Origin of the sequence: Mesorhizobium sp. LSJC280B00 (genome assembly GCF_000502835.1) — a bacterium.
Lineage (GTDB): Bacteria > Pseudomonadota > Alphaproteobacteria > Rhizobiales > Rhizobiaceae > Mesorhizobium.
In genome coordinates this window covers 392776-414430 of the sequence record NZ_AYVL01000004.1, presented here as the reverse complement: position 1 = coordinate 414430, position 21655 = coordinate 392776, and the positions used below count along the sequence as shown (strand labels likewise).

18 protein-coding genes and 2 pseudogenes are annotated in these 21655 nt (G+C 61.7%); 16 read left to right on the top strand and 4 right to left on the bottom strand.

The features are described 5' to 3' along the window. Positions 1–459 precede the first annotated feature (459 nt). Genes X773_RS48190 through X773_RS48160 form a run of 7 tightly spaced genes read left to right on the top strand, consistent with a single transcriptional unit; the run spans position 460 to position 7937 of the window. The gene (locus X773_RS48190; RefSeq protein ID WP_023675522.1) at positions 460–774 is read left to right on the top strand and encodes a helix-turn-helix transcriptional regulator; all 315 of its coding nucleotides are present in this window, start codon (positions 460–462) and stop codon (positions 772–774) included. Continuing rightward, positions 774–2792, top strand: a complete 2019-nt coding sequence (gene hyfB, locus X773_RS48185; RefSeq protein WP_023675521.1) for a hydrogenase 4 subunit B — start codon at positions 774–776, stop codon at positions 2790–2792. The genes X773_RS48190 and hyfB overlap by 1 nt, the downstream gene beginning before the upstream one ends. After that, entirely contained in the window at positions 2783–3739 is a 957-nt protein-coding gene (locus tag X773_RS48180) for an NADH-quinone oxidoreductase subunit H (protein ID WP_023675520.1), read from the top strand. Before hyfB ends, X773_RS48180 begins: the two co-directional genes overlap by 10 nt. Continuing rightward, entirely contained in the window at positions 3739–4401 is a 663-nt protein-coding gene (locus X773_RS48175; protein WP_023675519.1) for a hydrogenase-4 component E, read from the top strand. The genes X773_RS48180 and X773_RS48175 overlap by 1 nt, the downstream gene beginning before the upstream one ends. Further along, positions 4398–5849 carry a hydrogenase 4 subunit F gene (locus X773_RS48170; protein ID WP_023675518.1) on the top strand — a complete coding sequence of 484 codons (1452 nt, stop codon included), beginning with the start codon at positions 4398–4400 and terminating at the stop codon, positions 5847–5849. The genes X773_RS48175 and X773_RS48170 overlap by 4 nt, the downstream gene beginning before the upstream one ends. A gap of 18 nt (positions 5850–5867) precedes the next feature. Further along, entirely contained in the window at positions 5868–7385 is a 1518-nt protein-coding gene (locus X773_RS48165) for a nickel-dependent hydrogenase large subunit (RefSeq protein ID WP_023675517.1), read from the top strand. 12 nt (positions 7386–7397) lie between these two features. Beyond that, positions 7398–7937 (top strand): NADH-quinone oxidoreductase subunit B family protein, encoded by a 540-nt coding sequence (locus X773_RS48160; RefSeq protein WP_023675516.1) that lies wholly within the window; start codon positions 7398–7400, stop codon positions 7935–7937. On the opposite strand, the gene X773_RS48155 is transcribed toward X773_RS48160, so the two are convergent. The 3 genes and pseudogenes from X773_RS48155 to X773_RS48145 form a co-directional block, all read right to left on the bottom strand. Further along, positions 7938–8504 carry a hypothetical protein gene (locus X773_RS48155; RefSeq protein ID WP_156937301.1) on the bottom strand — a complete coding sequence of 189 codons (567 nt, stop codon included), beginning with the start codon at positions 8502–8504 and terminating at the stop codon, positions 7938–7940. Between the two features lie 198 nt (positions 8505–8702). Continuing rightward, positions 8703–8957: pseudogene (locus X773_RS48150) on the bottom strand (FAD-dependent oxidoreductase); the annotation flags it as partial. A gap of 98 nt (positions 8958–9055) precedes the next feature. Further along, on the bottom strand, positions 9056–10387 hold the full coding sequence (locus X773_RS48145; RefSeq protein ID WP_023675512.1) for a sorbosone dehydrogenase family protein: 1332 nt from the start codon (positions 10385–10387) through the stop codon (positions 9056–9058). 398 nt (positions 10388–10785) lie between these two features. Between X773_RS48145 and X773_RS48140 the strand changes: the two are divergent. After that, positions 10786–11721: pseudogene (locus X773_RS48140) on the top strand (DMT family transporter); the annotation flags it as partial. Between the two features lie 92 nt (positions 11722–11813). Here X773_RS48140 and X773_RS48135 read toward each other — a convergent pair. Further along, on the bottom strand, positions 11814–13010 hold the full coding sequence (locus X773_RS48135; protein ID WP_198023536.1) for an ROK family transcriptional regulator: 1197 nt from the start codon (positions 13008–13010) through the stop codon (positions 11814–11816). A gap of 143 nt (positions 13011–13153) precedes the next feature. Here X773_RS48135 and X773_RS48130 point away from each other — a divergent pair, with 143 nt between their 5' ends. The 8 genes from X773_RS48130 to X773_RS48095 all read left to right on the top strand — a co-directional run bounded on the left by X773_RS48130 (position 13154) and on the right by X773_RS48095 (position 21562). Next, entirely contained in the window at positions 13154–14419 is a 1266-nt protein-coding gene (locus X773_RS48130; RefSeq protein WP_023675509.1) for an ABC transporter substrate-binding protein, read from the top strand. Between the two features lie 57 nt (positions 14420–14476). After that, positions 14477–15415 carry a sugar ABC transporter permease gene (locus tag X773_RS48125; protein ID WP_023675508.1) on the top strand — a complete coding sequence of 313 codons (939 nt, stop codon included), beginning with the start codon at positions 14477–14479 and terminating at the stop codon, positions 15413–15415. Further along, positions 15408–16340 carry a carbohydrate ABC transporter permease gene (locus X773_RS48120; protein ID WP_023675507.1) on the top strand — a complete coding sequence of 311 codons (933 nt, stop codon included), beginning with the start codon at positions 15408–15410 and terminating at the stop codon, positions 16338–16340. Before X773_RS48125 ends, X773_RS48120 begins: the two co-directional genes overlap by 8 nt. A gap of 10 nt (positions 16341–16350) precedes the next feature. Further along, positions 16351–17448: a sn-glycerol-3-phosphate ABC transporter ATP-binding protein UgpC gene (ugpC, locus tag X773_RS48115; RefSeq protein WP_023675506.1), complete on the top strand. Its 1098-nt coding sequence runs from the start codon at positions 16351–16353 to the stop codon at positions 17446–17448. A 4-nt stretch (positions 17449–17452) separates the two neighbouring features. After that, positions 17453–18226: an SDR family oxidoreductase gene (locus tag X773_RS48110; RefSeq protein ID WP_023675505.1), complete on the top strand. Its 774-nt coding sequence runs from the start codon at positions 17453–17455 to the stop codon at positions 18224–18226. A gap of 37 nt (positions 18227–18263) precedes the next feature. Then, on the top strand, positions 18264–19265 hold the full coding sequence (locus X773_RS48105) for a TIM barrel protein (RefSeq protein WP_051406093.1): 1002 nt from the start codon (positions 18264–18266) through the stop codon (positions 19263–19265). Continuing rightward, a complete protein-coding gene (locus X773_RS48100; protein WP_023675503.1) occupies positions 19262–20074 on the top strand; it encodes an SDR family oxidoreductase in 813 nt (270 codons plus the stop codon). The genes X773_RS48105 and X773_RS48100 overlap by 4 nt, the downstream gene beginning before the upstream one ends. 225 nt (positions 20075–20299) lie before the next feature. Then, positions 20300–21562, top strand: a complete 1263-nt coding sequence (locus tag X773_RS48095; RefSeq protein WP_348625919.1) for an NAD(P)/FAD-dependent oxidoreductase — start codon at positions 20300–20302, stop codon at positions 21560–21562. The last annotated feature ends 93 nt before the right edge of the window (positions 21563–21655 follow it).

The window sequence follows — 21655 nt, the reverse complement described above, 5'->3', positions numbered from 1 at the left end:
GCAGCTATCTGTTTGGCCGATCCTGAAGCACGAACACGATGAGACCGGCCCAACGGCAAGAGCAAGCGAACTCAGCCATACCCACTCATAACGTAGAGTGGGGTCGAAGAGATAGCCGACGCGCCCGCGGCGGCTCCAATCGAGTGGCCGGCCGAGATAAGGCCCATTGCCAGCCCCATCACGCGCAATCCGAGANGCGCCCGCGGCGGCTCCAATCGAGTGGCCGGCCGAGATAAGGCCCATTGCCAGCCCCATCACGCGCAATCCGAGACGGCTGGCGACAAGACTGGCCGTGACGGGAATGGCCGCATGGCTTTGGTGCGCAGGGCGTATTGCCCGGTTTTCTACAGCCTCAAGACAGATGCGTCACGCATCACTAATTGAATGCGCCGCATTTTAATATATGCTGCAAGACGTAGAGATAATATCTCAAAGCTGATCAAAAAGGGGGATGCGACCGTGATAACTGCTCCACAGTTGCGTGCCGCGAGGGCGCTCCTTGGCATCGACCAGCGCAGGCTTGCCGAATTGTCCGGTCTTTCCGTGCCGACAATTCAACGCATGGAAGCCAGCGAGTCGATTATTCGGGGTAACGTCGATTCTCTCATGAAGCTGATCGGGGCACTTGACCTCGCCGGCGTGGAATTGATCGCTGAAGGCGCCTCCAGCCAGATCGGTGGGCGCGGCGTGCGACTGAAAGCGGATTTTGACCCCGCCAAAATCCTTGGCGGGGTCGACACGGATGCCAAACTCCCCGTGAGGAGCGTGGCGTGATTTCGGGGGCCGCGGTCCTCCTGTGGGGCGTTGCTGCGCTCCTGGGGACTGCGGTGCTTGCGATTGCGGAAAGCCGCAGATCGGACTCGGGAACACGCCTGATCTACGGCTTGACGCTAGGTATATCGGCGGCCGTGCTCATGGTTCTCGCGAGCCGCATCGCCGACAATCCCGTCACCCCGTCGACTGTGGTGTTGCCTCTTGGATTGCCATGGATTGGCGCTCATTTCCGTTTGGATGCGCTCTCGACTTTCTTCCTCATCGTCGTCAACTTCGGCGGCTCCATGGCCAGCCTTTATGGCCTCGGCTACGGCAGGCATGAGTCTGCGCCGCATCGGGTGCTGCCGTTCTTCCCGGCTTTCCTAGCCGGAATGAACCTTGTCGTGGTGGCCGACGACGCCTTCACTTTCCTGCTTTCTTGGGAATTCATGTCGCTCGCCTCCTGGGCGCTCGTCATGGCGCACCATCGCGAGCAGGACAATGCGCGGGCGGGCTACATCTATCTCGTGATGGCGAGCTTCGGCACACTCGCGCTGCTGCTTGCGTTCGGCCTGCTCGCCGGATCCGATGGAACCTACACATTCGACGCGATGCGAGCCGCCGATCCCACCCCGTTCGCCGCTGCTTTCGTCCTGGTTCTCATGCTGCTGGGCGCCGGCTCCAAGGCTGGACTCGTCCCGCTGCACGTTTGGCTGCCACTCGCCCATCCGGCCGCGCCAAGCCACGTCTCGGCTCTCATGAGCGGCGTGATGACCAAGGTCGCAGTCTATGGCTTCATACGCGTTATTTTCGATCTGCTCGGTGAGCCGGCATGGTGGTCGGGCGTTGCCGTGCTTTTCCTTGGCGGCCTGACGGCGGTTCTCGGCATCCTCTACGCGCTGATGGAAAAGGACCTGAAGCGACTGCTTGCCTATAGCACCATTGAAAACATCGGCGTCATCTTCGTAAGCCTTGGTCTCGCGCTCGCTTTCAAGGCGAACGCCATGCCATCGGCTGCAGCGCTGGCGCTCACCGCCGCGCTGTTCCACGTCCTCAACCATTCCTTTTTCAAGAGCCTGCTGTTTTTCGGCGCGGGCGCCGTGCTGACGGCAACCGGAGAGCGGGATATGGAGAAGCTGGGCGGTCTCATCCACCGCATGCCCTTTACAAGTTTTGCCTTTCTCGTCGGTTGCGTCGCGATCTCGGCACTTCCACCCTTCAACGGCTTCGTCTCCGAATGGCTGGCCTTTCAGGCCATATTGCAGAGCCCCGATCTGCCACAATGGGGACTGAAGGTCATGGTGCCCGCCGTTGGCGGTCTGCTGGCGCTGTCAGCGGCACTGGCCGCGGCCTGCTTTGTAAAGGCGTTCGGGATTACATTCCTCGGCCGGCCACGCTCGGCCGCGGTGGAACTGGCGCATGAGGTCGACCGCTACTCGCTGGCGGCAATGTTCATTCTCGCTGCCCTTTGTCTCCTGGCCGGCATTCTGCCCGGTCTTGTGATAGACGGCCTCTCATCGGTGACACTGCCACTGATCGGCAGTCGGATGCCTGTGCAGATGGCCCAGCCCTGGCTGTCTATCGTGCCGATTGCAGCGAGCCGCAGTTCCTACAACGGCCTGTTAGTGTTCCTGTTCATCGCCTTTTCCGCATCCGCTGCGGCATATGTGATCCATCGCTTTGCATCACATGCACTCCGTCGGGGTCCCGCCTGGGGTTGTGGCTTCCTGGATGTGGTCCCGAGCTCGCAGTACACGGCCGTCAGCTTCGCGCAGCCTATCCGCCGCGTCTTCGGCACGTTCGTATTCCGTGCAAGGGAAACCGTCGAAATGCCGGCACCTGGCGAGACCGGTCCGGCTCGTCTGAATGTCGAAATGCATGATGTGATCTGGGAGACGCTGTACCTGCCTATCGGCCGGGCCCTCGACTTTGCGACCGACCACCTCAACCATCTGCAGTTCCTGACGATCAGGCGCTACCTGACCCTCGTCTTTCTCTTTCTCATTGTCCTGCTCCTGGTGCTCGCACTATGGCCGTGATTCTCGAATTGGCCGTTCAAGGCGCGCAGATGGCGCTGGTGCTTTTGCTGGCGCCGCTCCTGACCGGATTCGTGCGCAAGGTGAAGGCACGGCTCTTGCGCCGCCAGGGTCCTTCCCTGATCCAACCTTACCGCGATCTCTTGCGGCTGATGCGCAAGGAAGTCGTTCTGGCGGACAACGCATCCTGGCTGTTTCGCGTGACGCCCTATCTGATCTTTGCCACCACCTGGGTCGGCGCGGCGCTCATCCCGACATTCGCGGCCGGCCTCACATTCAGTTGGACCGCCGATCTCATAGCCATTGTCGCACTGCTGGGAAGCGCCCGGTTCTTCCTGGCGCTGGCAGGCATGGACGTCGGCACGAGCTTCGGCGGCATCGGCTCGAGCCGCGAGGTGATGATCGCTTCGCTGGCCGAACCCGCCATGCTGCTCATCGTGTTCAGCCTGGCGCTCGTCGCAGGTGCTACGCAACTCTCAACGGTCGCCGCCTTCATGGGGTCACCGGAGGTTGGCTTGCGGGTGTCGCTCGGGATGTCGCTCATCGCCCTCGTGATGGTGGCGATCGCCGAAAACGCCCGCATACCCGTGGACAACCCATCGACCCATCTGGAACTCACCATGGTTCATGAGGCGATGGTGCTGGAATATTCCGGTCGCCATCTGGCGATGATCGAGTTTGCCGCCTTCCTCAAGCTTCTGCTCTATGTGTCGCTGATTTCCTGCGTCTTCCTACCTTGGGGACTGGCGAGCGCCGGGGCAGGATTGGAATCCCTTGCTCCGGGTGTCGTCGCCTATGTCGGCAAGCTTGCCGTCTGTGGCGTTCTCCTCGCCGTGTTTGAGACTGCCATCGCCAAGATGCGCGTCTTCCGCGTCCCGGATTTCCTCGGGGCAGCGCTGATGCTGGCCCTGCTCGGCACGCTCCTGCTGTTCGTCTCACGGAGCCTCTGATGAACGGCCTCACCTTCGACATCGCTCACCTGCTCGCCGGCGGCCTGGTGCTGGTCAGTTTCATGATGCTGTATCAGGATCGCCTCTTTGCTCTGATCAACGTTTTTGCGCTTCATGCAATCGTGCTGGCCCTGTCCGTAGCTTGGCAGGCATACATTCAGGACGCGCATCATCTCTACGTCACGGCGGCGATCGCCCTCGTCTTCAAGGCGATCGTCATTCCTGTCGGGCTTCATCGCATCATTCAGCGGCTCGGCATCCATCGTGACGTCGAGACCGCCGTCGGCATCGGTACGACGATGCTTGCGGGGATAGGCCTGGTGACCCTGTCCATGGTCCTGATGCTGCGCGTCACTCCCGAGGCTGATCCCCTCGCCCGCGAGGACCTGGCTTTCGCGCTGTCCATCATTTTGCTGGGGCTGCTGGTGATGGTCACCCGCCGCAACGCCGTCAGCCAAGTTGTCGGATTCATGTCGCTCGAGAACGGTCTGGTCCTCGCCGCCACGGGGGCCAAGGGCATGCCTCTGGTCGTCGAGATCAGTGTCGCCTTCTCGATCCTTATCGCCTTCATCGTCATCGGAGTCTTCCTGTTCCGCATCCGCGAGAGGTTCGACTCGGTGGATGTCGGCGCGCTCGACGACTACAGGGGAGAACACCGTTGACCGCGTTTTCCCTCGATGCGGTGGCCGCCATTTTGCTGATACCGGTCTTCGCGGCCGCACTTCTGGCGGCGCTGCCGAAATACCGGATATCGGCGGGCGTCAATGTCGCTGCGAGCTTGCTGACCTTGCTCGCCGCACTGTCGCTTCTTGTCACCGACCGCCCGCAGCCTGGGCAGTATCTGCTCGTCGACGATCTCAACATCGTCTTCATCGTGCTCAACACATTCGTCGGCTTCACCACCAGCGTCTTCAGCGCTTCCTACATTGCCCACGAACTGGAGAGCGGGCGGCTGACAGTCCCGAACTTGCGGTTTTATCACGCAATGTACCAGGTCATGATGTTCGGCATGAACCTGGCGTTCGTGTCGAACAATATTGGCTTGATGTGGGTGGCGGTGGAGCTTGCCACGCTGACCACCGTGCTCATGGTCGGCATCTACCGCACGCACGAAGCGCTGGAGGCCGCCTGGAAATATTTCATTCTGGGCAGCGTCGGCATCGCGCTCGCACTGTTCGGCACCATCCTCGTCTACATGGCTGCACAGCCGGTTGTTGGCGAGGGGACGAATGCGATGGTCTGGACGGTGCTCATCGCTCACGCCGCGCGCTTCGATCCGGCTCTGCTCAATGTCGCCTTCATCTTTCTGCTGCTCGGCTACGGGACAAAGGTCGGCCTTGCGCCCTTACATGCCTGGCTGCCAGACGCGCATGCTGAGGGTCCAACGCCGATTTCCGCAGTGCTGTCGGGCTTGCTGTTAAACGTCGCACTCTATGCCGTGCTGCGCTTCAAGCTATTGCTCGCGGCAAGCCCGGAAGCGATCGCACCTGGGCCATTGATGATCACGATGGGACTGACGTCGCTTGTCTTCGCGGCCTTCATGCTCTACCGCCGCCGCGACATCAAACGCCTGTTCGCGTACTCCTCGATCGAGCACATGGGCATCATCGTGTTCGCCTTCGGCATAGGAGGCCCGCTCGCCAATTTTGCCGGGCTGCTGCACATGGTCATGCACAGCCTGACCAAGTCGGCGATCTTTTTCACGGTCGGCCACATTGCCCAGGTCAAGGGGACACAGAACATCGCCGAAATCCGGGGACTGACGGAAACACATCCTGCCCTTGGCTGGGCGCTCGTCATCGGCGTCGTTGCCATTGCCGGCCTCCCTCCGCTCGGTATCTTCATGAGCGAATTCCTGGTCGTGAGTTCGACATTTGCAAGACACCCTCTTTTGGCGATGCCGTTGGTTTTCGGGATTCTGCTCGCTTTCGGCGCCCTGCTGCTTCGACTGACCGGCGTCGCTTTCGGCGAACCGCGCGGCAGCACTGCACCCGCCGAGGCGTCCTACATTCCGATGTATTCCCACTTGGCGTTGGTGTTTGCCGCCGGCATCTATCTGCCGCCACCGCTGGTCACATGGTTCCAGCACGTCGCAAGTATCCTGGGGTGAGCAGAGGAGAGAAAGAGCATGCCCGGGCTGATCGACCTCATCCTTGCTGGCCAACGTGTCGAAAATCATTTCCCGTGGTCGCGCGCCGTGGTGACTCCGAAAAAATGGGGCTTTGCCGTCGAGCAACTGGCCGAGGGCCACTGGAGCTTGCTCGGCCTATGGGGTGAGCCAGGCGCCGTCCACATGGCACTTCTCGATGAAAGCGCCGGGGACATTGGCGTCGCCAGCCTGGAATGCCCCAGTGGCCGCTACCCATCGGTCGGCCGGCTGCATCCGCCCGCATTGCGCCTGGAACGTGCGGCCGCTGACCTGTTCGGGCTCCTACCACAAGGTGCGCCTGATACACGACAGTGGCTTGATCATGGCCACTGGGGTGTCAGCTATCCGTTGAGTACCCGCGTCCGGACGTCTGCTGCGACTGCCTTCCCGTACAGTTTCCTGCCTGCAGAGGGGGAGAGCCTGCATCAGATCCCGGTCGGGCCCGTGCATGCCGGCATCATCGAGCCGGGCCATTTCCGGTTCACGGCGAGCGGTGAAACGGTCGTCCGGCTGGAGCAGCGCCTCGGATACGCGCACAAAGGTATAGAAGGCCTGATGGCGGGGTCCGACATCGACCGTGCGGCCAAATTGGCGGGCAGAACCTCTGGCGACAGTACCGTGGCATACTCCCTCGCTTTTGCCCGCGCCGTCGAGGCGGCGCTGGGTGTCCAGGTTCCCCCACGCGCGGTCTGGCTGCGAGCGCTCATGGCCGAGTTGGAGCGCCTGGCCAATCATCTGGGCGACATCGGCGCTATCTGCAATGATGCCGCCTTCGCGCTCATGCATGCCCACTGTGGGGTGCTGCGTGAGCGCGTATTGCGGGCAAGCGATGCTGCCTTCGGTCATCGTTTGATGCGCGACTGCATCGTGCCCGGAGGCGTGGCAAGCTTCCTGAGCGATGAGGGCACGACAGCGCTCAGGTCCCTGATCGCAGAGATCAGGCAGCGGTTTCCCGCGCTGGTCGAGCTCTACGACAACACTGCGTCGCTGCAGGATCGGACTGTCGCGACTGGCCGGCTGAAGGTGGAACTCGCTCGTCAATATCGCGCCGGAGGCTACGTTGGCCGGGCCTCCGGTCGGGACTTCGATGCCCGACGCAATCTCGCTTATCCACCCTATGGCGAACTCGCCTTCGATGTACCTCTCCTCCAGGAAGGCGATGTGAACGCCCGTGTATGGATTCGTATCCACGAGGTCGAACAGAGCCTGTCCCTGATCGAACAAGTCCTGCGACAGCTGCCAGACGGGCCGATCCGCGTCGATTTCGCGCAGACAAACCGATCGCATGAAGGCATGGCGCTCGTCGAAGGTTTCCGCGGCGACATTCTGGCCTGGCTGCGCATTGGCAAGGGCGGCTTGGTCGAGCGCTGTCACCTCCGTGATCCGTCATGGTTTCAATGGCCGCTCCTTGAAGCGGCGATCGAAGGAAACATCGTTGCCGACTTTCCGCTGTGCAACAAATCGTTCAACTGCTCTTATTCGGGCCATGATCTCTGAAGGCACGCTGTCATGCGCAAGCTTCTTTTTGAAAGCCTGATACGCCCCCCTCTCACCGAGCGTCCGCCGTTGGCAAGCAGCACGGCAGTCGACGAACTCGCACGCGCGCTCGATGGGGCTGCTCACAAACGATTGGGGCGAAGCCTGTCGATCCGGGCGGTCGATGCCGGTTCCTGCAACGGCTGCGAACTTGAGATGCACGCGCTGAACAACGCCTTCTATGACATCGAGCGTTTTGGGATCCGGTTCGTCGCATCACCGCGCCATGCCGATGTACTGCTCGTCACCGGGCCGGTCACAAAAAACATGCGCGAGGCATTGAAGCTGACCTACGACGCAACACCCAACCCAAAATGGGTGGTCGCACTGGGAGATTGCGCAGGCAATGGCGGCTGTTTCGCCGGCAGCTATGCGGTGGTGCGCGGAGTGTCCGAGGCCTTGCCTGTCGATCTGCACATTCCAGGTTGTCCGCCGCCGCCAATCGAAATTCTGAAAGGCCTGCTCGCCTTGCTTGAGGGCGTGAATTCCAAGACTGGTGCTGCCCGAAGGTGACTATGTAGAGGCTTTGCCAAGGTTGGCCTTGTCGCTGCATAGATCCAACCAATGCGTAGCCGTGAGTTTAAGGGCATCAGCCAACCTCTGTCCCAAAATTGGAAGGCGCTCGGCGGCGAGAACGGCTAAAACGCCTGCTTTTTCGCCGGCAGCCCAGCGCTTTCGATCGAAGGGGAACCCGTTCCCTAGTCCGAAATGGTTACTTGCGCTGCAGCTAATGTAGTTACAATCTTGTGCAGTCGGAAGCTGCATGGGCCGGCCAGGCGCGAATACCGCCTTCGCCGGCGTCTCAAAGCAGCCGACCACATTTTTGCGGTGCTCTAAGGGGGAATCAATGAGATTGACGATTGTTTGCGCGGCAATTGTGATGGCCGTATCCACCGCCGCCGTTGCGCACGAGAAAAAGAGAGTGGTCAGTACAGAAGTAACGTCGGCCTGCGCCGACCTGTCGGGCAGCACGATCAAGAAAAACAGGGAAACAAAATTGGATAGCAGTTCAACCGGAACTGTCTCCAGCGCGATTTCGAAAGACAAATCGGAGCCGCGCCTGGGATATGAAACGGTCAATCCTGCAATCATATCGATCTATTAGCTGAGGAAATAGCAGGCAGGTCTATCGGCGCTCAGGCTTCGGGAGCAGGGCATGGACCGACTCGCGGCCATTGCCTACGGACCATATTCAAGATCGATCAAGTCGGACGCCGCCGCGAAATCAGCCGTTAATCGCTTGGTGGCGGCGCTCGGCCTCATTGCGCATGCCTGCGCTCAATGTTTGATGCGGTCACGCATTGCGTACCAAAGCATGCCGAGCACATAGAGCGGGCCGCGCAGCGCCGTGCCGCCGGGGAACGGCAGCGGGCTTAGGGTCGAAAACAGATCGAGCCGCGAAGCATCACCGGTGATCGCCTCAGCGAGCAGCTTGCCCGACAGCGTCGACAGGATCACCCCCTTGCCCGAATAGCCATGCGCAAAATAGACGTCGCCATAGCGACCGACATGCGGCAGGCGCGATGTCGTCACCTGGCATTTGCATCGAAATCGCAGCCGAATGCAGCCATATCGGGCGTGGCGCAGTAGCCGAAGGCTGGTGAGGTCGGAATCAGAAAGGCCACCTGCGCTCAACGGCCATTCGCCCGGCGGACCCGCCAGATGACATTACCGACGTCGTCGGCGACGAGCAGTGCGCCAGTCTGATCGATAGCGACGCCGACCGGCCGGCCCATCGCCTCGCCATTACGCCCGATGAAGCCAGTGAGCACATCTTCCGGTGGACCGCTCGGTTTGCCACCATGGAACGGCACGAAGATGACCTTGTAGCCGCTGTGCACGCTTCTATTCCACGAGCCGTGCTGGCCGACGAAGGCGCCGTTGCCGTAGGCCGGACCGAGCCGCGCGCCTTTGGAGAAGGTCAGTCCCAGCGAGGCAGTATGAGAGCCCAGGGCGTAATCGGGCTTGATCGCTGCCGCCACGAGATCGGGGCGCTGCGGCTTGGCACGTTCGTCGACGTTCTGTCCGTAGTAGCTGTAGGGCCAGCCGTAGAAAGCGCCGTCACGAACCGAGGTCATGTAATCCGGCACAAGGTCGTCGCCGATCTCGTCACGCTCGTTCACGGCGACCCAAAGCTGGCCAGTCTCAGGATTCCAGGAGAGCCCGTTCGGGTTGCGCAGGCCCGAGGCGAAGACCCGAGTGCGGCGGGTAGACCGATCCACTTCAAGGACAGCGGCGCGGTTCTTCTCCGCGGCTATGCCGTTTTCTCCAACGTTGCTGTTGGAACCAACGGTGACATAGAGCTTGCGTCCATCCGGAGTTGCGATCACGTCCTTGGTCCAATGATGGTTGAGGTCCCCGGCCGGCAAGTCGATGATCTTTTCCGGCGACGTGCTGACTCGGGTCTGGCCATTGGAGTAGGGGAAAGCGACGAGCGCGTCGGTATTCGCGACAAAGAGTTTGCCTTTGGACAGCGTCATGCCGAAGGGCGAATTGAGGCCTTCCGCGAACGTCGTGCGCACATCCGCAATGCCGTCGCCATCGGTGTCGCGCAGGAGCGTGATGCGGTTGGCGCTTTTGGTCGCGGCGCCAGCCCGCTTCATAGCCAGGTCCATGAAGACCTTTCTAAGACTGAAGCCTTCGTCATGCTTGGCAGGGGCATTGGTTTCAGCAACCAGCACGTCGCCGTTCGGAAGCACATGTAGCCAGCGCGGATGGTCGAGGCCGGTGGCGAAGGCGTTCACTGTCAGCCCCTTCGCCGGGGTCGGCATACCTTCTTTCTGCCAGCCTTTCGCCTCGGCGATGTTAACAGTCGGGATCAGCGTCGGTCTTGGTTTCGGTAAAGTGGGGTTGGGGCCATAGCCGGATATTGCCCCGGTTTTTTGCGCCGGAATGCCAGCGCAGCTTGCCATGACGGTGCCCAACACCGCTACGAGTACGCTTCCTGGGAAGCCGGCATGCATCGGACGTCCTCCGCATGGATTTGTGTCGCGCTCTTTGTGCAAACGGAAGTCAGTGGCTTATTCTTCCAATTGCCTCGAAACAGCGGCGCTCGTAATCCGAGGGCCAGGAATTCGCGACAGATCTGCGCTCGGTAGAAATATGGCGCGAGAAGACTGTGGCAACCGCGCGAATATCTGTCGCGCAATATAAATCTCACATTTGTATCGCGCGAAATCGGTACGGCTTGCGCTTTTCGGTATCGAGTTGCTCATGGGCCAACATGCGTTCGAATGGAAGGAGACCGTGAACGGCGGGACCCACAATGACCCACCGATTGCACCAGCTGGTGAAACAGCTGTTGTTGCTGCTTAGCAAGACGCCGCAAATCTGCTAAAGTCTGCGGTGGGAGGAGACGGATATCCAATCGCTGCCGATAGCACATCCAAGTGTAGCGAAGGCGACACCCGGCGCATCACTTCCGCTCGCCTATTCCCTCGCGACGCTCTGCTGGCTCCTGTCGGCCGGCGTCTATATCGCCGCCAAGTGGGTTGCCCCCGAGATGCCGCCTTGGGCGCTCTGCTTCTGGCGGCTGACGCTCGCGTGCGCGATCCTGCTGCCTATCGTCCATCGTCATCACGGGGCGATGCTCGTGCTGATCCAATCCCGGGTGATCGAGGTGCTGGTCATCGGCACTATCGGGCTAACCTTGTGTCAGGGCATGATCTACACGGGCCTCAACTACACCAACGCGACAACCGCCGGCATCATCATGGCGCTGTCGCCGATCATGACCATGGTGCTTGCCCGCTTCGTGCTCGGCGAGCCCCTCGGTATCTGGAAAGCGCTTGGAGCGCTGGTCGCTCTGGCCGGGATGGTGGTGATCGTGGCGCGCGGCGACCTTGCCGCGCTGATGCAGCTGCAGTTCAATCCCGGCGAGTTGTGGATCGTCGGCAGCGCGTTTTGTTGGGGCCTCTACACCGTGCTGCTGCGTCGCGCCAAATTCGCTATCGAGCTTCTGCCGATGGTGGTCCTGCTGCTGGGAGCCGGCGCGCTGGCCGCACTGCCCTTCTATCTCTGGGAACTGTTTTCCGGGGATCGTTCAGCGCTGCATGCGAACGGCCTTCTGGCTCTCGCCTATGTTGCCGGCCCCGGCGGCGCTCTGATGTACTATCTCTACAACCGTAGCGTCGAGACGCTTGGTGCGGGGCGCGCCAGCATGCTGCTCTATCTCCAGACCGCCTTCGTCGCCGTTCTCGCTTATCTGGTCCTTGGCGAAAGCTTGCACGACTACGATCTCGCCGGCGCCGCCTTCATCATCGCCGGCCTGCTGCTCGCCACCGCGATCAAGCCGAGGCAGCGCACGGTGCGTGTCGCGTACGCAAACATCAGTTCCGCTGCTTCGGCGAGCAGCTCGCAAAATCAGAGCGCCACCCGAAGCAAGCCGGGTCACTGAAGCCGGCTGTTGTGGCGCAGCACGAGGCCGACCGCGCCGAGCAATGCATCGTTCTCCGTGTGCTTGCCAACGATTATCCGCGTGCGCAGCGCAGGCGCCACATCGCGGGACTTGATGAGCGTGTGGCGTTCATATGATGCGATCAGTGGCGCCAGGAGAATGTCGCCCGCCAAGGCCATGCGGCCGCTGATGATGATGAGCGGCGGATTGAGAACCGAACCGATCAGGCCAAGGCCACGGCCGGCGAACTCGGCGGTGTCCTCGATCATCCGCAGCGCCCTCACGTCGCCCTCCTCGGCCATCATGATCACGTCGTTCATCGTGACCGGCCGCCGCACGATGCGCGAAATCTGCTCGAGCGGTCCGGCAAAGCTGGCATAGAGCTCCAGGCATCCTCGATTGCCGCACCGGCAAAGGTCGCCGCCGGGATCGATGCTAATGTGCCCGAATTCGCCGGCGCCGCCGGCGATGCCGCTCACCAGACGACCGTGCTGGACAATGGCCCCGCCGACGCCCAGATCGACCTTGAACAGCACGAAATCGTCCTGGCCGACGGCAGCACCCCACATCAGCTCGGCAATGGCCGAGCAGTTGCTCTCATTGTCGGCGAAGATCGGCTGTTCAAGGACCGGCCCGAACACATCGCGGATGTTGACCCCGGCCCAGGTCGGAACGATACTCGCGCGCAGCACCACTCCTTCGCGGCTGACTGGGCCCGAGACGGAGACCCCAACCCCCAGGAGCCCCGCCATCGGCAGACCGTTCTCTTCGTAGCATCGGGCAATTACTGACTTGGCGAGCTGGGCCGCCTGTTGCGGCTGGTAGTCCAGACCCATGGGGATAGTTTGTTCGGCAACGAAAGAATGCGAGACGTCAGCGACGACACACCGCATCTCGTCGAGGCCCAGATGGATGCCGACGCAGGTGCCCGCAGCGGGATTGAGCGTCAATGTCGTGGCAGGCCTGCCGATACCCCTGGCCGCGTCATGATGGGCCGAGGATTCGATCACCATCCCTGACTTTCTCAAGCCGTTGAGCGCGGTTGAAACCGTCGACCGCGCCAAACCGGTAATGCGGGTAATTTGCGACGCAGAAAGCACGCCGCGCTCGCGCAGGCATCGGACGATCAGGCTCTCCGGCGACGCGGACGGCCTGTCGATCAGCCAATTTCTAAGCGAAGGTTTGTTCATGATGAGCACAAAGCACGTTGACTGATAGCCCAAATATGTCATCTTGGAAAGAACGGAGATTACTGCATCTCGCCGGCCACGACCTCAAATCGCGGGCCACAAGCGGTCGATACGAACCGTGCATCACATATGGGAGTGAAACGATGAAATACCTGAGGACGGCCTTTGCGGCCGCTACCGCCTTCACCTTGATTACCGGAACAGCCCTCGCGGAGCCGAAGACCAACCTCTTGCATCAATGGGCCACCGGATCGGACGCCCAGGCTATCGCCAAGCTCGGCGAGATGTTTACCGCCAAGGGTGGCACCTGGCAGCAGACCTCCATCGCAGGCCATACGGCCAATACCCTGGCCAAACTGCGTGCTGATGTGATCGCCGGCAACGCACCTCCCGCTGTGCAGCTCAAAGGCCCCGAGATCGCCGAATGGAACGAGACGGGCATGACAGCCAATCTCGACGACCTGGCGAAGGCGGAAAATTGGGAGAAGGTCGTCGCTCCCGAATTGCTGCCGGTGATGAAGCCGACCGGGAATTGGGTGGCCGCGCCGATGAACATCCACCGCATCAACTGGCTGTGGGCATCGCCGAAGGTCATGAAGGACGCGGGCGTCACCGAGATGCCGAAGACATGGGCGGAATTCAACGCCGCCTGCGACAAGATCGTGGCCAGCGGCAAGATCTGCATTTCGCACTCGACCGCCGACTGGACCGACTCGACCGTCTTCGAAGTGGTCGTGTACGGTCAGGACCTCGATCTCTACAAGAAAGCTTTCGTCGAGGGCGACGTCGATGCCATGCGCAGCGACGGCATGGTCAAGGCCTTCGAGCAGTTTCGCACCATGACCTCGAAGTACATGGACCCCGGCATGAACGGGCGTGACTGGGATACCATGTCGCATCTCGTCGGCCGCGGCGAGGCCGCCTTCCACATCATGGGCGACTGGACGATCGGCCTGCTGACGGCCGGCGGCTTCAAGGAGGGCACCGACTATGTCTGCGCTCAGGCGCCGACCGATTGGGGCAAGCCCGGTTTCATCTTGAATTCAGACTCCGTCGTGTTCTTCAAGCAGAAGGACCCGGACTATATCGAGGGACAGAAGCTGCTTGCCAGCATCATCCTGTCGCCCGAATTCCAGACCATTTTCAATCAGACCAAAGGGTCCATTCCGGCCCGCCTCGACGTCGATCTTTCGAACGGCTTCAATCCCTGCCAGCAACTCTCGCAAAAGGATCTGCAAGCCTCGATCGCCGCCGGCACGCTCGTGCGTTCGATGGCGCACAACATGACGGTTCCGCAAAAGGTCCGCGGCGCAATAATGGATAGCATCACGGAGTTTGTAGCAACGCCGGATATGAGTGCGCAGGACGCGGCCAATGCGATGGCGGATGCGGCCGAAGCGCAGAAGTGACGCTGCCCATGATGGCCGGGGGCGAAGCTCCCGGCCAGACCTCGCCGGAGCAGCCCGATGTCCACCCATGATCTGATTGTACCAGCCGCAGCTGCCGCGGCCCGTCCGTGGCGCGAGCGCCTGGGCACGATGGTGCCCATTCTGGTGCTGGCGCCGTCGATAGCGGCGAGTTTCATCTATGTTTTCGTCTTCACGCTCTGGACACTCTACATCTCGCTGTCCAATTCGTCGCTGTTGCCGACCTATGGGTTCGTCGGCCTGGACAATTACGCTTCGCTCTGGGCAAACCGGCGCTGGAACATCGCCTATACCAATCTCTTCCTGTTCAGCGGCTTCTATATCGTTGGCTCTATGGCGGTTGGCCTGCTGCTCGCGATCGCAATCGACCAGCGCGTCCGCGGCGAGGCGGCTTGGCGCACCATCTTCCTTTACCCGTTGGCGGTGTCCTTCATCGTCACCGGCACGGTGTGGAGCTGGCTCTATAATCCTGTCGACGGTATCCAGGCCTTCGTTCGCGGGCTCGGCTGGACCGACTTCAGCTTCGCCCTGACGGCCAACCGCAACACTGCGATCTATGCGGTGATCATAACCGTTATCTGGCAGTCGTCCGGCTTCGCAATGGCACTTTTCCTGGCCGGTCTGCGGTCGGTCGATCCGGATCTCGTCAAAGCCGCGCAAATCGACGGCGCGTCGGTTTTCCGGACTTATCGGAGGGTCATCCTGCCAACCATCGCTCCGATATTCCTGGCGGTGGCGGTCATTCAGATACAATTCGCCATCAAGACCTTCGACCTGGTGGCGGCGTTGACGCGAGGCGGCCCAGGTGTGTCCACCACCTTCCCCGCCATCTATGTCTACGACCTGATGTTCCAGCGCGGCCAAATCGGCGAGGGTGCCGCCGCGGCGATGATGATGCTCGCGGCGGTCGCGGTGGTGCTGGTGCCGTACTCCTTGTGGATCGTCTGGCGCCGGCGGGCGGAGGGCCGCAATGGCTGAAATTGCTCCCGATGCCAGCTTTGATCCGGCCCGCCCCAATCCGACCGGCTTTGATCCGGAAGCTGCCGCGGCCACGCGCCGGCATTTCTGGAGCCGCTTCCTTGTCTATGCCGTGCTGACGCTTTTCGCGATCGTCTATCTCGTGCCGCTACTGGTGGTGATCTTCAACTCATTGCGCGAGCAGTCGGAGATTGCCCGCAACGGCCTCATCTCCGTACCGCGCAGCTTCCGGTTCGATGCGTGGGCGCAGGCCTGGGGATCCTACTGCGTCAGCGGTACCTGCGAGGGCATGAAGCGCAATTTCTTCAACTCGCTGGCGATGACGATCCCCGCCACCATCATCTCGACCATTCTCGGCGCCATGAACGGCTACATCCTCTCCAAATGGCGCTTCAGGGGCTCTGAACTGATCTTCAATCTGATGCTGCTCGGCGTATTCATGCCCGGCCAGATTTCGTTGATGCCGTGGGCGTTCCTGCTCGGCAAGCTCGGCCTGACCAATTCCACATACGGGCTGGTGTTGATCCACGTCGTCCAGGGCATCTCGTTCACCACCCTGTTCTGCCGCAATTTCTACGTCAGCATACCGGACGACCTGATCAAGGCGGCACGCATCGACGGCGCCGGCTTCTGGCGGATCTTCCGCAAGATCATCCTGCCCCTGTCGCCGCCGATTCTGATTGTCACCGTCATCTGGCAGTTCACCGGCATCTGGAACGAGTATTTGTTCGGCGTCGTCTTCACATCGGGCCAGCAGCAGCCGATTACGGCGGCGTTGGTCGCGCTCACGGCCGGCGGCACGACCGCGCGTGCTTACGATGTGATGAGCGCAGCCGTGCTGATCGGCGCGTTGCCTCCGCTGCTGATCTATCTGTTTGGTGGAAAATACTTCGTGCGCGGCCTCACCCAGGGCGCCATAAAATGAGGCGTCGCCGATGTCCGCGTTGATGATCCGCAACCTTCACAAGAGCTACGGCTCGCTCGAGATTCTTGCCGGCATCGATCTCGAGGCTAAGACCGGAGAATTCGTCGCCCTTGTCGGCCCGTCGGGTTGCGGCAAGTCAACCTTGCTCGCCATGATCGCCGGACTGGAAACCGTCACGTCGGGCGAGATATGGATCGGCGACCGGCTGGTGAACTCGGTGCAACCCAAGGACCGCGATATTGCGATGGTGTTCCAGTCATACGCCCTCTATCCCACCATGACGGTGCGCCAGAACATCACCTTCGGCATGGAGAGCCGCGGCGTGCCAAAAGCGGCGCAGGCGGAAGCTGTCCAGCGGGTTGCCGCACTCCTGCAGATCGAACAGCTGCTTAAACGCAAGCCCGGCCAGCTCTCGGGGGGCCAGCGGCAGCGCGTTGCGATGGGGCGTGCCCTCGTGCGCGACCCGAAGCTGTTTTTGTTCGACGAGCCCTTGTCCAATCTCGACGCCAAGCTGCGCGTCGACATGCGTACCGAAATCAAGAAGCTTCACCATCGCGTCGGCAAGACCACGGTGTATGTCACCCACGATCAGGTCGAGGCGATGACGCTTGCATCCCGCATTGCGGTGATGAACCAGGGCTCGGTACAGCAGTTCGACACGCCGAAGCGGATCTACGACCGGCCGACCAACATGTTCGTTGCCGGTTTCATGGGATCGCCGGCGATGAATTTCATTCCCGCCCGGCTTACGGGCTCGACCAGCATCTCGGTACGCGCCGCTGACGGCAGCGACGCCAGCCTCGCCCTTGCCGCGCCGATGCCCGCCGGTGCGCCAAAGGACGTCGTGCTCGGTATCCGGCCGGAACACATCTACCGTTTCACGACCGATCTGAAGTCGCGCAAACCTGCTGTAGCGTCCATGCAGGCGCCGGTCGAATTGGTCGAGCCTACCGGGGCCGAGACGCTTGCCGTGCTCAGGCTGGGTGACCTGGAGATCACCGGCCGTTTCGAGCCGGATGACGCTCCCGTCATGGGCGAGACGATAACGCTCGGCATCGACATGTCGCGCGCCTGTCTGTTCGATCCAACAACCAAGGCGCTTCTGTAGTTTGATGTCCGTACAATTCGCGACTTATCCAAGCTTGACCGATCGGGTCGTGGTGATCTCCGGCGGCGCCTCCGGTATTGGCGCCGATATGGTCCGCGCCTTCGTGGCGAACGGCGCCCGGATAGCCTTTCTCGATGTGCAGGACGAACCAGCGGAGGCGTTGGTGCGCGAGCTCGCTGGTGCCGCCGGGCAGGCTCCGTTATATCTCCATTGCGATGTGACCGACGTTGATGCGCTAAAGGCGTCGGTAGCAGGCGTGCGCGCGCGGCTTGGTCCGGTCGCCGTCCTGGTGAATAACGCAGCCAATGATCAGCGCCATCCCATCGACGCGATAACGGCCGACTATTGGGACCGCAGCTTCGATGTCAATCTGAGGCATCACTTCTTCGCCGCGCAGGCAGTGCATCCGCATATGAAGGAACTCGGCTTCGGCTCGATCATAAACTTCTCCTCCATTGCCTGGCGGTTCGGAGCGGACCAGATGGTGGCCTATGCCACCGCCAAGGGGGCCGTGGTGGCGCTGACGCGTGCGTTGGCGCGGTCGTTCGGACCGGATAACATCCGCGTCAATGCGATCGAACCCGGCGCCGTCATGACCGAGCGGCAGCGTGAGCTGTGGTTCAAGACGCAGGAGGCAGTCGACCAGACGGTGCAGCGGCAATTGATCCGCCGCGTCCTGCTGGGCGAGGAGATTGCACGCACGGTGCTCTTCCTGGCAGCCGACGACAGCCGCATGATCACCAAACAGTCCATAACCGTCGATGCCGGTCTACGCTAGTGACGCCTCTCCGCTCTCCATTGGAACCGCCAAGCTGATGTTTCGTCTCGGCCTCAACCCTTACGGACTGACCTACTATCTCGGCCTGCAGGGCCGCGGCACGCCGCGGCACAATCCGGACGGCGTGGGGCTGGAAGGCTTCATCACGCTGGCGCAGGAACTGGGCGCACGCACGCTCGAGATCTACGAACCGTGGTTGACCGACTTGACTGACGCCGAAATCGTCGCCCTGCGCAGGCGTCTTGCCGCGCTGGACATCGTCCCGGTGGTGAGCGGCGGACTTCTAGTGGCAGGTCCGCTGGACAACGCCTTTCGGGCTGCGCGCCTGCTCGAGGCGACGACGATCCGTATCGCACTGACGCCTGTCCTGTGCGGCGACCGCAATGCGTGGGGTCCGAAATGGAGCGAGTTCAACGCAACGATTCGCGCTGCCTTGACGGAATGGGGGCTGCGTGCGGCGGCCGAGGGACGCGTGCTCGGCATCGAGAACCATCAGGACTTCGGCAGCGACGAACTGGTTGCGTTCTGCGAACTCGGCGGGCCGGGTGTCGGCATCACCTACGACACCGGCAACACCTTTCCTGTCGGCGAGGCGCCGCTTGCCTTCACGCGCCGGATCGCGCCCCATGTCCGCCACGTTCACCTCAAGGACTATCGCGTCCAGTTCACGGATGAGGGCTACCGCCTGGTCCGCTGCGCGATCGGCGACGGCGCCGTGCCTTTCGCCGAACTGGCAGCCATCCTTGGCGAGCACCACGACACGCTGACGGCGGTGCTTGAGCCCGGCGCGCTGGAGGCCCGTCACGTTCGCTGTCTTACCGACGACTGGTGGAACGGATATGCGCCGAAGACCGCCCGCGAGTTCGCGGCCTGCCTGAGTGCTGCGCGCCTGAACCGCCTTGCGGACGACGCCGACTACCGCACGCCATGGGAGCGCGATGATGACAGCGCGCTCGTTTCGTACGAGCTCGACATGATCCGCCGCAGCGCCGCAAACATGAAGAAGTTCGATTTCATTGCAATGGAGAAATCAGCATGACCACCCGAGACCTCAGCGGCCTGACCGCCTTCGTCACCGGCTCGGGACGCGGCCTCGGCCGCGTGATGGCCGACCGCTTGGCCGAACTTGGCGCAAACGTCGCGGTCCACGACCTCGATTGGGCCCGGCCATCTCAATATGGCGAATTCGCGGACCTCGGCGACTCTGCCAGGGGCTTGGAGAAGCATGGGACGCGCATCACCGCGGTCACCGGCAACATCGGCGACAAGCAAGCTGTCGCGGAAATGAAGAGGAAGATCGAGGCGGAGCTCGGCGACGTGCACGTCTTGGTAAACTGCGCCGGCGGCGACATCGGCGCCAAGGGCGTAAAGCCCAATCCCAACAACGCACTGGACATCGACTACGAAGACATCAAGGTTCTAACCGAGAACAACCTCATCGGCACGATGCTGGTCTGCCAGGCGTTCGTTCCGCCGATGGTCAAGCGTGGCTCAGGCTCGGTGATCAACATCGCCTCGGCGGCAGCGCATATCGGATGCTCGCCCGAGGTGGTCTACTCGACGCTCAAGGCGGCTGTCGTCCATTATACGCGCTGCCTCGCCAAGGAACTGATCGACGATGGCGTACGCGTCAATGCGGTGAGCCCCGGCGCCACCAAGACGGCACGGTTCCAGGCGAGCCGTGTGGTCGATCCGCAGCGCATGGATTCGAGCAAGAAATCGCTGAACCGGTATGCGGAGCCTGAAGAGATCGCCGAAGCGGTGGCCTTCCTCGCCGGTCCGCGCGCGCGCTTCATCAACGGGCAGGTAATCCGAGTCGATGGCGGTTTCACGATCTTTCCAGGTTAGGCCGCGACCATTGCCGGTTTCGGATGAGTATTTGATTGTGCCGTGACCCGATAAAGCTGTTATCGTGCCCTCGCATCGGGGGCGAAGCCATGCAGATCGCGGGGATGGGTTCAGGCAGCATCGGCCGCTGTTTGGCGGTTGTCCGCTGGCCAAGGCGTTACGCTGATGGCGTTGGTGCCGCCTCGAAGCGCTGTTCCGGCGCCAGCACACCCGGATCCGCGGCAAATGACGGATGACGCCAACATCCTTGATGCGGTGGTGGTCGGGGCCGGTTGGGCCGGCCTGGGCGTCAGCTATTCGCTGGCACGGCAAGGCTTGCGCCATGCCGTACTGGAGCGAGGCCGCATCGGAGAGACCTGGCGCACGCAGCGGTGGGATTCTTTCCGGATGAATACCCCAAACGTTCAGACCGTCATGCCAGGCGACTTCTATGACGGTTCAGATCCGTTCGGTGCCCTGACGCGCGACCAGTTCGTCGCCCTGCTTGAGGATTTCGCCAGGCGAAACGAACTACCGGTCGAACCGGACACTGTTGTGACCGAGCTCTCCGGTGGGAACGGGAATGGCGTCTATCGGTTGACCACCTCGCGCGGCAAAGTTTTGGCACGCAACGTGGTGATCGCAAGCGGCGACTTGAATTGTCCGGTGCGCCCAGTGTTCGCCGCTGCCTTGCCGCCAGGCCTGCGCCAGTTCGATGCTTCTGATTACCGCAGCACCGCCGATCTTCCGGCTGGAGCGGTGCTGGTGGTCGGAAGCGGCCAGTCTGGTGTCCAGATCGCGGAGGACCTGGCAGAAGCAGGCCGAACAGTCTTCCTTGCCACCAGCCGCGTCGGGCGGCTCTCGCGGCGCTACCGAGGTCGCGACATCATGATCTGGCTCGTCGAAAGCGGGTTTCTCGACGTACGTCGAGACGAGATCATTCGACTTGCGGGGCGCATTCCACCTCGTGGTCTGCTTGGCGTGGAACACACGATAAGCCTGCAAGCGCTCGGCGCCCGAGGCATCGTGCTGCTAGGGCGACTCGCGGGCGTCGAGGACGACCGCCGTCTGTCGTTCGCCGACGATCTCGAAGAGCATATTCGTTTTGCGGATGAAGCCTCCGCCAACGTTAAACGCTATATCGACGAATACATCAGCCGCTCTGGAATCGATGCTCCCGTGTCGGAGCCGGATCCAGCGGATACTGTCACAGCGCATCGGCCGGACCCGGCTATCGTTTCGCTTGACCTCGCCGGGTCCGGCATCACGACCGTGGTGTGGTGCACCGGCTTCAAGGGCGATTTCAGTTGGGTGAGGCTTTCCGGTCTGCTCGACCCGGAAGGACAGCCTGTTCACGAGGATGGCGTGGCCGCCCTGCCAGGCATTTACTTCGCTGGCCTCCACACGCAAGTCAGGCACAATATTGGCAGTCACCGAGGAGGCGCCCCGCCTTGTCGAACACATCGTGCGGCGTTCGTGACGACCTGGACACCGTCGGCGGGTTTCTAAACCCCAAGGCCATTGATGACGACTAAGTCTCAGCTTGACAAAAACTGCGGTATAGCGGGTATATTAATCGAATAATATAACGCCATCCATTGT